This window comes from Tannerella serpentiformis (assembly GCF_003033925.1).
GTDB lineage: Bacteria > Bacteroidota > Bacteroidia > Bacteroidales > Tannerellaceae > Tannerella > Tannerella serpentiformis.
This window is the reverse complement of the sequence record NZ_CP028365.1, coordinates 12942-27965: the sequence shown is the minus strand read 5'-3', so window position 1 is coordinate 27965 and position 15024 is coordinate 12942. Positions and strand designations below refer to the sequence as shown.

Annotated in this window: 11 protein-coding genes and 1 pseudogene; 9 read left to right on the top strand and 3 right to left on the bottom strand. The window is 54.0% G+C overall.

Annotated features, from left to right (window positions below; all coding sequences use genetic code 11):
* Positions 1 to 39 precede the first annotated feature (39 nt).
* Complete coding sequence (gene gyrA / locus C7123_RS00140; RefSeq protein WP_069175343.1) at positions 40 to 2559, bottom strand: DNA gyrase subunit A; 2520 nt, start codon at positions 2557 to 2559, stop codon at positions 40 to 42.
* A 925-nt stretch (positions 2560 to 3484) separates the two neighbouring features.
* Here gyrA and C7123_RS00135 point away from each other — a divergent pair.
* From C7123_RS00135 to C7123_RS00100, 8 genes are all read left to right on the top strand, one after another.
* Positions 3485 to 4369 carry an RsiV family protein gene (locus tag C7123_RS00135; RefSeq protein WP_069175342.1) on the top strand — a complete coding sequence of 295 codons (885 nt, stop codon included), beginning with the start codon at positions 3485 to 3487 and terminating at the stop codon, positions 4367 to 4369.
* 8 nt (positions 4370 to 4377) lie between these two features.
* A complete protein-coding gene (gene rsmG / locus C7123_RS00130; RefSeq protein WP_037986027.1) occupies positions 4378 to 4998 on the top strand; it encodes a 16S rRNA (guanine(527)-N(7))-methyltransferase RsmG in 621 nt (206 codons plus the stop codon).
* Positions 4995 to 5639, top strand: coding sequence for an MBL fold metallo-hydrolase (locus C7123_RS00125; protein WP_037980440.1), 645 nt, complete (start codon positions 4995 to 4997; stop codon positions 5637 to 5639). Before rsmG ends, C7123_RS00125 begins: the two co-directional genes overlap by 4 nt.
* 22 nt (positions 5640 to 5661) lie before the next feature.
* Positions 5662 to 8523: an aminomethyl-transferring glycine dehydrogenase gene (gene gcvP / locus C7123_RS00120; RefSeq protein WP_069175341.1), complete on the top strand. Its 2862-nt coding sequence runs from the start codon at positions 5662 to 5664 to the stop codon at positions 8521 to 8523.
* A gap of 121 nt (positions 8524 to 8644) precedes the next feature.
* Positions 8645 to 8995, top strand: a complete 351-nt coding sequence (locus tag C7123_RS00115) for a PAS domain-containing protein (RefSeq protein WP_173897012.1) — start codon at positions 8645 to 8647, stop codon at positions 8993 to 8995.
* Positions 8996 to 9175: 180 nt separating this feature from the next.
* Complete coding sequence (locus C7123_RS00110; protein WP_069175339.1) at positions 9176 to 9946, top strand: SDR family NAD(P)-dependent oxidoreductase; 771 nt, start codon at positions 9176 to 9178, stop codon at positions 9944 to 9946.
* 679 nt (positions 9947 to 10625) lie between these two features.
* Positions 10626 to 11855 carry a site-specific integrase gene (locus tag C7123_RS00105; protein ID WP_069175338.1) on the top strand — a complete coding sequence of 410 codons (1230 nt, stop codon included), beginning with the start codon at positions 10626 to 10628 and terminating at the stop codon, positions 11853 to 11855.
* 11 nt (positions 11856 to 11866) lie between these two features.
* Positions 11867 to 13075, top strand: a complete 1209-nt coding sequence (locus C7123_RS00100) for a site-specific integrase (protein ID WP_069175337.1) — start codon at positions 11867 to 11869, stop codon at positions 13073 to 13075.
* A gap of 472 nt (positions 13076 to 13547) precedes the next feature.
* Here C7123_RS00100 and C7123_RS13530 read toward each other — a convergent pair whose 3' ends face one another.
* Together C7123_RS13530 and C7123_RS13170 are read right to left on the bottom strand one after the other, a co-directional pair.
* A complete protein-coding gene (locus C7123_RS13530) occupies positions 13548 to 13718 on the bottom strand; it encodes a hypothetical protein (RefSeq protein WP_335755866.1) in 171 nt (56 codons plus the stop codon).
* Positions 13719 to 14162: 444 nt separating this feature from the next.
* Positions 14163 to 14597: a COG3415 family protein gene (locus tag C7123_RS13170; RefSeq protein WP_216820857.1), complete on the bottom strand. Its 435-nt coding sequence runs from the start codon at positions 14595 to 14597 to the stop codon at positions 14163 to 14165.
* 99 nt (positions 14598 to 14696) lie between these two features.
* Here C7123_RS13170 and C7123_RS00090 point away from each other — a divergent pair.
* Positions 14697 to 14840, top strand: a pseudogene (locus tag C7123_RS00090) (transcriptional regulator); the annotation flags it as partial.
* Positions 14841 to 15024 lie beyond the last annotated feature (184 nt).

Below are 15024 nucleotides of genomic sequence, written 5' to 3'. Positions count from 1 at the left end.
TTAATTGTGTATGAATGGATGATTGATAGCTTCGAGGGATCACGCGTTGTCGGTCGGTGTGTTCGGCGCCTCGTCAGCCGACTCTTCCACGCCGCCAATCCGATCCTCTTCCGATTCGGAGACCACTTTGCAGACGGATGCGATCTCGTCGTTACGTTTCTCCAAGTTGATCAGGCGAACGCCCTGCGTGGCGCGACCGATCACGTTCAAGTCGGCCACCTTCATGCGAATCGTGATACCGGACTTATTGATGATCATCAGGTCATTGTCCTCGGTAACGTTTTTGATGCCGACCAGCTTGCCCGTCTTTTCGGTCACTTGGATTGTCTTAATGCCCTTACCTCCGCGGTTCGTGACGCGATAATCATCGATGGCGGAGCGCTTGCCGTATCCCTGTTCAGAGACGACGAGCACCGTCTCTTGCTCAGGATGCTTGATGCAGATCATGCCGACTACCTCGTCGTCGTCGCCATCGAGCGTCATGCCACGCACACCGGCGGCCACACGTCCCATCACGCGCACTTTGCTCTCATGGAATCGGATCGCGCGACCATTCCGATTGGCGATGATCACTTCGTTGTTTCCGTTCGTGAGGCGCACTTGGATCACACCGTCGCCCTCGCGCAGTGCGATGGCATTCACGCCGTTCTGACGCGGACGGGAATAGGCCTCGAGCAATGTCTTTTTGATCAGTCCGCGCTTGGTGCAGAAGAGCAGGTAGTGCGAATTGATGAAGTCCACGTCGCCCGTCAGGTTCTTGATGCGGATAAAGGCATTCACGCGGTCGTCCGAGTCGATGTTGAGGAAGTTTTGGATGGCGCGCCCTTTGGTGTTCTTCGCGCCTTCGGGAATCTCGTAGACCTTCTTCCAGAAGCAGCGCCCTTTGGCGGTAAAGAACAGGATTGTGGCGTGCATCGAGGCCGGATAGATGTGCTCGACAAAATCCTCTTCGCGCGTTTCGGAACCCTTCGAACCCACCCCACCGCGGGTCTGCGCACGGAACTCACTGAGCGGCGTGCGCTTGATGTAACCCATATGTGAGATGGTGATGATCATTTCGTCGTCGGCGTAGAAGTCTTCCGGGTTCAGCTCTTCGGAGGCGTAGACGATGTCCGTCTTGCGCTCATCACCGTATTTGTCGATGATTTCTTGGAATTCATCGCGGATGACCTGCAGCAGTCGGTCTTCGTTTTCGAGGATCTCCTTGAGACGAGCGATTAGCTTTTCGATCTCCTCGTATTCGGCGCGGAGCTTCTCCTGCTCCAGCCCGGTGAGTTGGCGCAGGCGCATTTCAACGATGGCGCGCGCCTGGACTTCGGATAGTTCGAAACGTTCGCGGAGGCGATCAATGGCTTGCTGCGGACTGCTGGAGGAGCGGATGATGGCGATGACCTCGTCGATGTGATCCGAGGCGATGATCAGCCCTTGGAGGATATGGGCGCGCTCCTCGGCTTTTTTCAGCTCGAAGCGTGTGCGGCGCAGGACAACATCGCGGCGATGATCGACGAAGTTGCCGATCAGATCTTTCAGGTTCATCAGCTTCGGCCGACCGTTCACGAGCGCGATGTTGTTCACGCTGAAGGACGACTGTAAGGCCGTCATCTTATACAGCTTGTTCAGCACGATGTTGGCGTTCGCCTCACGCTTCACGTCCACCACGATACGCATACCGCTGCGGTCCGACTCGTCGTTCACGTTCGACACGCCGTCGAGCCGCTTCTCGTTCACCAGATCAGCGATGGCGCGGATCAGCTCCGCCTTGTTCACCATGTAGGGGATTTCGCTGATGACGATTTTATCGTGCGCCGCGCCGCTCTCGATCTCCGCCTTACCGCGGATGACGATGCGCCCGCGCCCTGTCTCGAACGCCTCCTTGATACCGGCGTAACCGTAGATCGTGGCCCCGGTCGGGAAGTCGGGCGCTTTGACGTGCTGCATCAGTCCTTCGACATCGATCTCACCGCGTGCATCCACATAAGCCTGACAGGCGTGAAGCACCTCCGTCATGTTGTGCGGTGGCATGTTCGTCGCCATACCCACGGCGATGCCCGATGCCCCATTGATAAGCAGGTTCGGGATGCGCGTTGGTAACACCGTAGGCTCTTGCAGCGTATCGTCGAAGTTGAGCTGGAAGTCAACCGTATCCTTATCTATATCCCGCAACATTTCCTCAGCCAATCGGCTCATGCGCGCCTCGGTGTATCGCATAGCGGCCGGGCTGTCGCCGTCCACAGAGCCGAAGTTGCCCTGCCCATCGACCAGCGTGTACCGCATGGACCAATTCTGGGCCAGTCGAACTAACGCAAAGTAGACCGAAGAATCGCCGTGCGGGTGATATTTACCCAGCACTTCACCGACGATTCTGGCTGCCTTTTTATAGGGTTTGTCTGAAGTATTTCCTAGCTCGTTCATCCCGAAAAGGATGCGCCGATGCACGGGTTTGAATCCGTCTCTAACGTCCGGTAGCGCCCGGGAGACGATGACCGACATCGAGTAGTCGATGTAAGCCGATTTCATCTCTTGATTGATGTCGATCTTGATAATTCTATCCTCTGCCATCTATTACTAATGTATAGCGTTGCGTGAAAAAACAACGCTAAAGTACAGGTTTTCGGATAACGGGCAAGAAGACCTCCTAAAACGAACTTCAACGGGCTTGCTCGTCCGTGCGACGTGCCTGCGGAGATCGTTTTCCTGACGTAACGGACGAGATAAGGCCTAAAACCTGTCTCCGAGAGGCTTATACTCCCCGAATAAGGCCTTACGGAGCATATTTCCAATCGTTCGGAACTTCCCGAAAGCCTATTCCATAGTTTATAGATCAATCGGAACTTCCCGAACCAAATTCAGATCCTGATACAGTCTTTCGGGAACTTCCGAAGCTATTCGCATCATATATAGAAAGCTCCGGATATTCCCGAACAGGATAAACATCATGTATAAATCCATTCGGGAGTTTCCGATCAATTGAAATTGAAATTTAAGACCATTCGGATACTTCCGAAAGATTGGATATGCATATTAAAGAATTTCGGGAAGATCCGAAAGCCTTAAAAATAGAGTATGGGCTTATCGGGAAGATCCGAAGAATATATACGAGGAGTTTATTCCTTTCGGATAATTCCGAGAGTATGATATAGATATGTACATGCTTTCGGAACTTCCCGAAATAGAGGTGCAGAATGCAACTATCGTTCGGGTAGTTCCGATCGATTGAAAATACGGTCTATGAGGGCTTAACAGGGCTGAGTGAGCTTGTTCTCGTACTTCATGAGGGCTTAACGGGGCGGAGCGGGCTTGTTTTCGTACTCCGTAAGGGTTTAACGAGGTGGAGCGAGACTGTTTTCGTACTTCATAAGGGCTTCGAGGTGGCGAAGAAGGGGCGCGAGGTGGCGTGCGGAGCCTTCGGGGAGGCAGAATGGGCCGAAATAGTAGGGATTTCGAACAGCGTCTTACATTTGCCACGTATTTACACGCAAGAAGTATGAATATTGGTTACACAAAGGGGTTGACCCTTCTTCTGCTTGTCCGAATGCTCTCAGCGTGCCATTCGGAGGGGAAAGAGATCGAAGAGAATGCAATTCGTTTCGAGTCGGTGGTGGTTGAAAAGACTTATCCCGTGGAAAACAAGAAGGACACTACGACCGAGGGGCGTGTGCTGAAGATCCACTTCACGTATCCGACGGAGTATGCCAACCAGGGCGTGCTTGAGGCTGTGCAACAGCAATTCGTCCGGAGCATGCTGGGCGATACGTATGCGCAACTGCCAATCAAGGAGGCGGTGAATAAGTATGTCGAGGATTACGGCTTGCACCTGAAGGACAAGGACGTTTCGGACTTTGAGCAGGACACGGAGGACCGCACGGCGGTGATGGACTTCGAGGGCGAAGAATTCGACACCTCTGACCGGCCGTCGCTACCGGAATATGAGCTGCTGAACGATAGCATTCTGTTTAACCAAAAAGACGTGCTGTGTTACTCCGTCTATCGGGAATACAACGCTGGGACACCCTCGCCAGTCCGCACGTACACCAATTGGGTGATCGACCTGAAGACGGGCAACCGCGTGACGGAAAGCGAGATTTTCAATGAGGACTACAAGGACGATCTGGCGAAGATCATCGTGGACGCCATTGCGCTATATAACAATGTAGACAAGGTGGCCGATCTGGAGAACATCGGCTTCTACAACATCAATGAGATTTACCCGAACCGCAATTTCTATGTGGACGACATCGGGATCACCTATACTTTCAACGAAAGCGACATCGCCGCGGGCGCGCTGGGAGCCACTTCGGTGCGTATCCCCTACGAGAAAGTCCGCCATCTGATGCGCCATGACAGTCCGATCGCACATCTGGTCTTTTGACGCACGGAATGGAGGCTGTCAACCGTTATTATCCCGACCTGAACGAGACGCAACGTCGGCAATTTGAAGCGCTGGGTGCGCTTTACACCGACTGGAATGCGAAGATCAATGTGATCTCGCGTCGGGACATCGAAAATCTGTATTTGCATCACGTGCTACACTCGCTGAGTATCGAGCGGATGATTCGTTTTCGGGCGGGATCGGCGGTGATGGACGTGGGTACGGGCGGAGGGTTTCCGGGCATTCCGCTGGCCATCCTTTTTCCCGAAGTGACGTTCCATTTGGTGGACAGCGTGGGGAAGAAGATCCGCGTGGCGCAGGCCGTGGCGGAGGCGCTGGAGCTACGGAATGTGACGACGTGCCACGAGCGCGTGGAGGACGAACGAGGCCGATTTGACTTCGTGGTGAGTCGGGCAGTGATGCCACTGCGCGACTTGGCCGCAGCGGTGCGGAAGAACATCCGCGAGGAACAACAAAACGCGCTGCCCAACGGATTGATCTGCCTCAAGGGCGGGGAGCTGCAACACGAGATTGCGCCGTTCAAGAAGCAGGCCGTGCGCCTCGATATCGATGCCTATTTCCGGGAACCTTATTTCAAGACCAAGCAAATCGTCTATATCCCCCTATGATTACGATCAAACAGTTTGAATTCAATCCCTTCGGGGAGAATACCTATGTGCTCAGCGATGAGACACGGGAGGCCGTCGTCGTGGACTGCGGCTGCATGATGGCGCGCGAACGGAGTGCGCTCTCAGATTACATCACGGAGCACGGTCTGACTCCGGTCAGGCTGCTCTGCACGCATCTGCATTTCGACCACATCATCGGTAACGCCTTCATCCGCGACACATACGGGTTGCTGCCCGAGGCTTCGCAAAAGGATGTGGAAGCGTTGCCGTCGCTTGAGGAGCAGATGGCGGGACTGGGTTTGCCGCCGAGCAAAGCGTTCGAGACGGTGCCGGTGACAAAATACCTGTCCGAGGGCGACACGGTGCGCTTCGGGCAGTCAGAATTACAAGTGCTGGCTACACCGGGCCATTCGCCGGGTAGCCTCTCCTTTTATGCGTCGCAGGATGGCTTCGTGCTGTCCGGCGACGCGTTGTTTGAAGGCAGCATCGGTCGGACGGACCTATGGGGCGGCGACTTACGGACGCTCATCACGGCCATCCGCGAGAAGTTGCTGACGCTGCCTGACGCTACAGTCGTCTATTCGGGCCACGGCCCTGCGACGACCGTTGGCATAGAGAAAAACGAGAATCCTTACTTATAATCATCATACAATCAAAAGAGACATGGATACGAACAAATTTTCCAACCGTCATATCGGCGTTACGACCGATGACGACAAAGCTGCGATGCTGAAAGCCATCGGGGTAAACTCGCTGGATGAGCTGATCGAACAAACGATACCCTCGGACATCCGCCTGACAAAACCGCTGAACCTGCCCCCCGCGATGACGGAGCGCAAGTTCGCTGAGCACATCGCTGAGCTGGCAGGCAAGAACAAGATATTCACCTCCTACATCGGTATGGGATGGTACGACACGGTTTGCCCGGCGCCCATTGTGCGCAATGTGTTTGAGAACCCTGCGTGGTACACCTCTTACACGCCGTATCAGGCCGAGATCTCGCAGGGTCGTTTGGAGGCGCTGCTGAATTTCCAGACCGTGATCTGCGAACTGACCGGGCTACCGCTGACCAACTGCTCGCTCTTGGACGAGGCTACGGCAGCTGCTGAGGCCGCTACGATGTTTCATGGTACGCGCAGCCGCGCACAGGCCAAGGCTGGGGCGAACACGCTCTTCGTCGATGAGCACGTGTTTGAGTCGACCAAGGCCGTGATCCATACGCGCATGGAGCCGCAAGGCATCGAGGTGGTGACGGGCGACTTCAAGACGTTTGAGTTTACCGACAAGGTATTCGCCGCCATCGTGCAATACCCGAATGGCGACGGTGAGATCGAAGATTATCGTGCGTTTGTGGAGGCAGCTCACGCCAAGGATGTGCGCGTGGCTGTAGCCGCTGACCTGATGAGCCTCGTGCTGCTGACACCTCCGGGCGAATGGGGTGCGGATGTGGTGTTCGGTAGCAGTCAGCGTTTCGGTATTCCGATGTTCTACGGCGGTCCGTCGGCAGGTTATTTTGCCACGAAGGACGAGTACAAGCGTACCATCCCCGGCCGTATCATTGGTATCTCGGTCGACGCTTACAATCATCCTGCGTACCGTCTGGCATTGCAGACGCGCGAGCAGCATATCAAGCGCGAGAAGGCCACGTCGAACATCTGTACTGCACAGGCACTGCTGGCTACGATGGCCGGATTCTACGCCGTTTATCACGGTCCCGACGGACTGCGCGACATCGCCTCACGTATTCACGCTTACGCCGGATTCTTAGCCGAAGAACTTGAGAAGCTGGGCTACAAGCAGGTAAACAAAAACTTCTTCGACACGCTCAAGATCGCACTGCCGGAGCGCGTAGAGGTCAAGACGCTGCGCGAGATCGCACTGGAGTGCAACATCAACTTGCGCTACTTCGAGGACGGTCACGTGGGCATCAGCCTTGACGAGACGACGCAACCCAAGGCCCTGGCCGTGCTGTTGCAAATGTTTGCCGGCGTGGCAGGCAAGACGTATGCCGCCAATGTGGACGACATCAACCGCAGCCGATACTTTGACGAGCAGTTCGTGCGTACCTCCAAGTTCATGGAGCAGGAACTCTTCGCTAAGTATCACACCGAGACCGAGCTGATGCGTTACATCAAGCGCCTTGAGCGCCGAGACATCTCGCTGGCTCACTCCATGATTCCGCTGGGTTCGTGCACGATGAAGCTCAATGCCGCTTCTGAAATGCTGCCGCTCAGTCGGCCGGAGTTCCAGAACATCCACCCCTACGCCCCCGTGGATCAGGCGGCCGGATACATTGAGATGATCGAAAACCTCTCCGCGGCACTGATCGAGATCACCGGTCTGAAGGGCGTCACGCTGCAACCGAACTCCGGCGCTGCGGGCGAGTACACTGGTCTGCGCATCATCCGCTCTTACCTCGAAAGCATCGGACAGGGACACCGCAACGTGGTGCTGCTGCCGGCTTCGGCTCACGGTACGAACCCCGCCAGCGCCATCCAGTGCGGCTTTACGACCGTCACCGTACGCTGCGACGAGAAAGGAAACGTCGACCTGGCTGACTTCCGCGCCAAGGCCGAGGAGAACCGCGACAATCTGGCCGCGAGCATGATCACCTACCCCTCGACGCACGGCATCTTCGAGACGGACATCAAGGAAATGTGCGACATCGTGCATGCCTGCGGTGGACAACTCTACATGGACGGCGCCAACATGAACGCCCAGGTTGGCCTGACGAACCCCGGCACCATCGGCGCTGACGTCTGCCACCTGAACCTCCACAAGACCTTCGCTTCGCCTCACGGCGGCGGTGGCCCCGGTGTAGGTCCTGTTTGCGTGGCTGAGCACCTGCTGCCCTTCCTCCCCTCCCACCCCGTTGCCTTTGGTAACAGCCTCAACACCGTGGCTGCTGCGCCTTACGGTAGCGCCGGTATCCTGCCTATCACCTATGGCTATATCCGCATGATGGGTGCCGATGGGCTGACGGAAGCCACCAAGGTGGCCATCCTCAACGCCAACTACTTGGCCGCGAAGCTGGAGAAGGACTACGGCATCGTTTATAACGGTGCACGTGGACGCGTGGGCCATGAGCTGATCCTCGAATGCCGCACCATCAAGGAGCAATCTGGCATCGACGAGAGCGACATCGCCAAGCGCCTCATGGACTTTGGCTATCACGCCCCCACCCTCTCCTTCCCCGTGCACGGTACGCTCATGATCGAGCCGACCGAGAGCGAGAGCAAGCACGAGTTGGATCGCTTCGTGGAAGTGATGCAGTGCATCCGCAAGGAGATTGACGAGGTGGAGAAGGGCACGGCCGACAAGGAGGACAATGTGCTCAAGAACGCACCGCACCCCGAGTATGAGGTGACGGCCGACGCGTGGAGCCATCCCTATCCGCGCACCAAGGCGGCCTTCCCGCTGGAGTGGTTGCACGACGGCAAGTTCTGGGTCAATGTGGCTCGCGTCAACAATGCCTATGGCGACCGTAACCTGGTGCCCACCCTCTGCGGCTGCTGCCAGTGCTAATCCCCCATGTGTACGTTATATATAATGTACGCCTATATATAGTGTAACAGGTAAGCCCGGTCACTCCTTTCGTAGAGAGCGGCCGGGCTTCTTTCACTTTTAGATTTTAGATCCCCTTATGATGAAGTATTTCCAAGAAGCCGACATCGCTGTCACGGTTTGCGACCGCGAGGGGCGGATCATCGATATGAACAACCAATCGCGCGAGGTGAACCTCAAGCCCGGACAGGAGCTGATCGACAGCAATGTGCTCGACTGTCACCCCGAGCCCGCCCGCACGATGCTCGAAGACATGATGCGCAACGAACGCAAACACGTCTACACGATCGAAAAGAACGGTCGCAAGAAGCTCATCTACCAGATCCCCTGGTACGAGGACGGCCAATACATGGGATTCATGGAGCTATCCATGGTCATCCCCTTCGAGATGGATCACAAGATCCGGGGTCAGAAGATAGAAGATAGAGGGTAGAGGGTAGAGAGTAGAGGGTAGAGGGTAGAGCCGGGTACTTGAAAGACTCAGGCTCCTATTCCTACCCTTCCCCCGCCCCTCCACTCTCTACCCTCTACCCTCTACTCTCTACCCTCTAAACTCTACTCTCTACCCTCCACCCTCTACCCTCCACCCTCTACCCTCTACCCTCTACCCTCTATGCAACCCATCACAATGATCACCGGTGCCACCGCAGGCATCGGTCGGGCTACGGCCCACGTATTGGCCCAAGATGGCCACCAACTGATCCTCACCGGCCGACGCCGCGAACGCCTCGAAGCCCTCCGCGACGAGCTGGCCCGTACCTACCCCAAGAGCCGCTTCCTGACGCTCACCTTCGACGTCCGTCGCCGTGAGTCCGTCGAGGAGGCCATCGCCAGCCTGCCCGACGAATGGCAGGCCATCGACACGCTCATCAATAACGCCGGACTGGCCGTCGGGCTTGAGCCGCTCCACGAGGGCGACCCCGACGACTGGGAACGCATGATCGACACCAACATCAAAGGCCTGCTTTACGTCACCCGCGCCGTTACCCCCGGCATGGTCGCCCGCCGCGCTGGACACATCGTCAACCTCGGCTCCATCGCCGGCCGCGAGGTCTACCCCGGCGGCGCCGTCTACTGCGCCACGAAGCACGCCGTGCGCGCCCTCAGCCAAGGCATGCGTCAGGACCTCCTGCCCTACGGCATCCGCGTGAGCCTCATCTGCCCCGGCGCCGTGGAGACGGAGTTCTCCATCGTCCGCTTCAAGGGCGACAACCAACGCGCCGCCAGCGTCTATGACGGCTACACGCCGCTTTCGGCCGACGACATCGCCCGCACCATCCGCTTCGCCCTCACCGCCCCCGCGCACGTCGACCTCCAGGACATCCTCGTCATGCCCACCGCTCAGGCCGACGCCCGCACCATCCATCGCACGCCGAAGGGCTGAAATACCGTTCCGAGGTGGTCACAACCACGTTTCGGACGTTATTTAACCACGTTCCGAGGGGTATTTAATATGGTTCCGAGAGGTATTTAATACCGTCCTGAGGGGTATTTAATATGGTTCCGAGGGGTATTTAATACCGTTCCGAGGGGTATTTAATACGGTTCGGAACGTGGTTATGACCACCTCCGAAGGGTATTTCACCACGTCCGGAACGTATCAAGACCACGTCCGGAACGTATCAAGACCACGTCCAGAACGTATCAAGACCACGTTCCGAGGTACTCAAGACCACGTTCTGGACGTATCACAACCACGTTCGGAACGTATCAAGACCACGTCCGGAACGTATTACAACCACCTCGGAACCTATTAGAATACGTTCCGAACCAACTATTCCCCTCAAAAGCAGAAGCCACGATGTCAGAGTAAGTAGGCTGATAATTAGGTGGAAAGGGGTAGATATGCTTCCGATTGCGTCGAGCGTAAGAGGCAGAAAAGTGCGGATCCGAGCAAGAGTTCAGTTACCAAACCATTACCCTGTCTGGTGGTAGGTAACGATGGTGCAAAAGCAGGTAACTGAACCTTTCTCGCACATGGTTCTTTTGCATTGATATACAGGGATCTGCACAGGTAACGGGCGCTTTGAACCGGGTAATTTTGCCCACAGCTTTCAAAGCGTATGGATGACAAGAAAATGAAGGTGTTGCTCTACCTCAAAAAGAGCTCTCTCGATAGGTCAGGCAAGGCGCCGATCATGGGACGCATCACGCTGGGGCGTTCCATTGCACAGTTCAGTTGTAAGCTGTTCTGCAATCCTGACTTGTGGAACCCGCGCGAAAGTCGGATGAACGGGAAGAGTCGTGAGGCCGTTGAGGTCAATGCCAAGTTGGATAACCTCCTTCTCGCCGTTCAGTCTTCCTATCAGTCCTTGCTTGCCAAGGGATCTCCGTTTGACGCAACCGACATCAAGGAGCATTTCCAAGGCTGCGTGCAAAGTCGAACCATGCTATTGGAACGGTTCGACGGCCTGATCGAGGACATGGAGGAGCACGTCGGAGTAGACATCAAAAGAGAGTCTTTGGTCTTGTATCGTCAGACGAGAGCGCGATTGCAACAGTTCATTCGAGCGAAGCATAACGCTTCCGACTTAACCTTTTCGCAGCCCACGGAAGACTTCATCAAACAATTCGAGCAGTATGTAATCGGAGAGATGGGTCTGAAACAGAGCACTTGCTACAACATGATCGTCCTTATCAAGAAGGTCTGCAAACTGGCTTATCGCGAAGGAGTGGCAGACTCCTTGTTATTTGACAATGTGCACGTGGGCAAGGGAGATAGCCGATTACCCAAAGCGCTCGATAGAGAAGCGTTGGACAAGTTAAAGGCGCTCTGTTTTGACGGCTGGGAGATCGACCTGGAGATAGCGCGCGATGTGTTTCTTTTCGCCTGTTACACCGGCGCCGCCTATTGCGATCTAATGGCACTGAACCGTGGGCATCTTGTCTGCGACGACGAGGGCGCCCTTTGGCTGAAGTTTAACCGACAGAAAACAGGCGTTCTCTGCCGTGTAAAGCTCTTGCCCGAAGCGCTTCGATTGATGAACAGACTGTCCGATGAAGGAAGGAACACGTTGCTTCCTCACATCAATTACCTGACCTATCAATCGCATCTGAAGGTTCTCAGGCTGCGGGCCGGTATCGCGCTACCCTTCACTTCGCACACCGCCCGACACACCTTCGCTACGCTCGTTACCTTAGAACAAGGCGTGCCCATCGAGACCGTCAGCAAGATGCTTGGGCATAGCACGGTGCGCATGACCGAGCGATATGCGAAAGTCACTCCCCAAAAGCTATTTGAAGAGTTCGATCGCTTGATCGCCTTCACTGAAGATTTGCACCTAACCATTTAGCCGAAACCGATATGAGAAGTACGTTCAAGATCCTGTTCTATATCAACAGACAGAAGACAAAAGCAGACGGCAAGACGGCCATATTTTGCCGCGTCACCATCGATGGCAGAAGTGCGGTGATGACAACCGGCGAGGAATGTCTGCCAGATGAATGGAACAGCAGGCAGGGTATAACCGGCGAAAAGAAAATCAATCAACGCCTCGCTACATTCAGGGAGCTTGTGGAAAAGACTTACGCGGAAATACTCACGAAAGATGGCGTGGTCAGTCCAGAACTGCTCAAGAACTGCTTGCAGGGTGCCGTTGCCACACCAACCACTCTTTTAGCCATGAGCGAGGCGGAACTGCAATCTGTGAAGGCATGCGTGGGCAAGTCAAAGGCTGAAAGTACCTACCAAAACCTGATCTATTCGGACAAGCTGCTTCGGGCGTTCATGAAGGAAAACGGAGGGCGAGACATCCCCCTCGCAGGCATTACGGAAGATCTGTTTGAGGACTTCCGCTTCTTTCTCAAAAAACGCGGTTTGGCGGCATCGACCATGAACAATCACCTCTGCCGATTGAGTCGGTTGATGTATCGTGCGGTAGACTTGAAAGTCATCCGCTGCCATCCATTTGAGGATGTTGCCTACGAAAAGGAGGAACGGAAGATTCGCTTCTTGCAAAAGAGCGATGTGGCCAAGCTCATGGCGCTGAAAGTGAACGACAGGGAAGCAGAACAGGCCCGACAGATGTTTCTCTTCTCTTGCTTCACCGGACTGGCCATTGTAGACATGGAGCGATTGAAGTTCTCGCATATCCAAACGTCAGCCGATGGCCGGAGATATATCCGTAAGGAACGACAGAAGACGAAAGTGGAGTCTGTCGTGCCGCTACATCCGATCGCGGAGGAGATCCTCAATAAAAGCCAAGAGGAGCAGACGGTGAAAGAAGAAGGCGACGACCTTGTCTTTCCACGCGATTGCAGTCGTAGTGTGATGAATAACAAACTGAGTACCGTGGGTAAAGCCTGTGGCGTCAGGCAACGACTGTCTTTTCATATGGCGCGCCACACGTTCGGAACCCTGTCGCTCAGCGCAGGCATCCCGATAGAGAGCATCGCCAAGATGATGGGGCACGCGTCCATATCCAGCACGCAGATCTATGCGCAGGTGACGGACAAAAAGATCTCGGAGGATATGGACAAGCTGATCCAAAAGCAACAAGCGGCTTCAGCGTGATCCCTGTACGGCTGTCTTAACATGCCTTTTTTCCCTTCACCGATTAGATCTTACTACATAACTACAACAGGACGTAACAGATTGAGAAAATAGGAGTTAGAATGTCGTAGAAGCTCGAAATCCTTCATGCTACCTTCCTAACTACATAACACGATTTGAGAGGGATCTGCACAATCTACATATCCTCCTCATTCCTTTTCGGAGTCATTTTTTTGAGTGTCGATAAGGTGAGTTGAGAGCCCTTTGAGGGGTTTCCTTTCTCCCTTCCGAGCCTCACTTGGGGCTCGGAAGGGGGAAGTTTTCAGCACTATAATGAATCGTATGAGTTAACCGAATAGGTAGAAAAGCTAAGAGGAGGAATGGGGTGTGCGAAAGTACATTCAGGCATCTGTGCATTTGTTTATGCGAAGAGGTCCTATTTTTCCCCCCCCTTCTTGTCGGATTACCGCTTCCACCTCCCTTGTATAGTCAATCAAAAATGGATAGCGAATTGAGTACGCGGAAGTTCAGAGTTAGAAGCGACTCCAACTCGCGTCCGATAAGACGCGATGTTGTCAAAGGATTTGAGCACCGCGTCTCGAAATTCATGTTTTGTCCGATAGAACTTCGTGTTGATGATCTCCTTTCGGAGGAATTTCCACAGTCGCTCGATCAGGTTTAAATTCAGAGAATAGGACGGTAGGAAGATCTACTTGATTTTCGTGCCTTTCACCCACTCTCGAAGCTTTTTACTCAGGTAATAGCGTGCATTATCTGTGATGATGTAGATACTTTCAGCCTCAGGGAGCTTCTCCAAAGCTACCTTGTAAAGGGCGATGGCGGAATCGGTATCGACACTCGGACACTCATGGGCTATGACCTCTGTCACATCATGCGCATTAAGTAGTCCGTTAATATTGACTTGGGCGCCGACCGCTCACAGAGTGGGCTGCTCCAAACGTTTGCCCTTCTTGATCCATGCATAAGTGAAACGTGTGTTGTGAGTCGGATGTGTGCCGTCTGCGTAATAGTAGATATCGCTTTCTTTCTTAGCTCTGAAGCGCTCCTTTATCATTTGAACGATGCCTTTTGCTCCTCTGCATCCGCCTCACAAGAAACCTCTGTAGTCTTCTTGTAAGTAAAGCCGATTTGGGTTCAAAAGATCCATCATTCCGGCTGGCGTATATGCTATTCCGAAGGTATCCTTTACCCATTCGGACACGCTCTTGGCATCGGTAGAAAGATGTCGCTCCAACTCTTCGCAAAGCAGGCTGATTTGCCCACTCTCAAGACGTCCCCAATAACCCTTATAGTGATCTTCCAAAAAAATGTCCGTTTTTCCTCGAACGTAAAGATCCTTGTACCGATAGACGGTAGCGACGTCTATGCTCAAACTTTGGGCAACCAAGTCAGGGCTAAAGTCCAAGGCAAGCATCAATATGCACGTAACCCGAGCATAGTATCTAAGACCGATAACGTTACGCTGAAGTTTGCGCAGTTCCTCTATTTCTTGTTCCGGTAGTTTGAATGACATATCTGCCACAAAGAAGATGTTTTTGTTTTACCGTTTCTGTTCGCAATCCTTTTCCGTTTGGCTATAAGTTTATAGTTTTGCAGACAATATCAAGATAAATATCATCCGATGGGACAGAAGAAAGAGCATAGCAACCTCATCAAAGAGCATTTGAAGAAGCGAGGTTTCACCCAAACATGGCTCGCCAAAGAGTTGGGTATGAGTTTCAGTATCACCAACGCCTACGTTCACAATTGCAAGCAACCTAATCTTACGTTATACCAGGACTTGCCAACTGGGTTAGTTGCCCCTACCTTTTTACTTTGAAAATGGTTCCCAAGTCGATATTATGAGTTTTGGGATAATGTCCAACAGTAAGAATAAAAATAGGGAACACTTGGGAGAAAGATTAGGCTAGAGATATTTAACGTAAAGCTAATGAAGCTTTGCGGCAGTC

Coding starts and splice junctions, on each gene's coding strand:
- gyrA (WP_069175343.1), bottom strand. CDS start 2,559: ATGGCAGAGGATAGAATTATCAAGATCGACATCAATCAAGAGATGAAA.
- C7123_RS00135 (WP_069175342.1), top strand. CDS start 3,485: ATGAATATTGGTTACACAAAGGGGTTGACCCTTCTTCTGCTTGTCCGA.
- rsmG (WP_037986027.1), top strand. CDS start 4,378: ATGGAGGCTGTCAACCGTTATTATCCCGACCTGAACGAGACGCAACGT.
- C7123_RS00125 (WP_037980440.1), top strand. CDS start 4,995: ATGATTACGATCAAACAGTTTGAATTCAATCCCTTCGGGGAGAATACC.
- gcvP (WP_069175341.1), top strand. CDS start 5,662: ATGGATACGAACAAATTTTCCAACCGTCATATCGGCGTTACGACCGAT.
- C7123_RS00115 (WP_173897012.1), top strand. CDS start 8,645: ATGAAGTATTTCCAAGAAGCCGACATCGCTGTCACGGTTTGCGACCGC.
- C7123_RS00110 (WP_069175339.1), top strand. CDS start 9,176: ATGCAACCCATCACAATGATCACCGGTGCCACCGCAGGCATCGGTCGG.
- C7123_RS00105 (WP_069175338.1), top strand. CDS start 10,626: ATGGATGACAAGAAAATGAAGGTGTTGCTCTACCTCAAAAAGAGCTCT.
- C7123_RS00100 (WP_069175337.1), top strand. CDS start 11,867: ATGAGAAGTACGTTCAAGATCCTGTTCTATATCAACAGACAGAAGACA.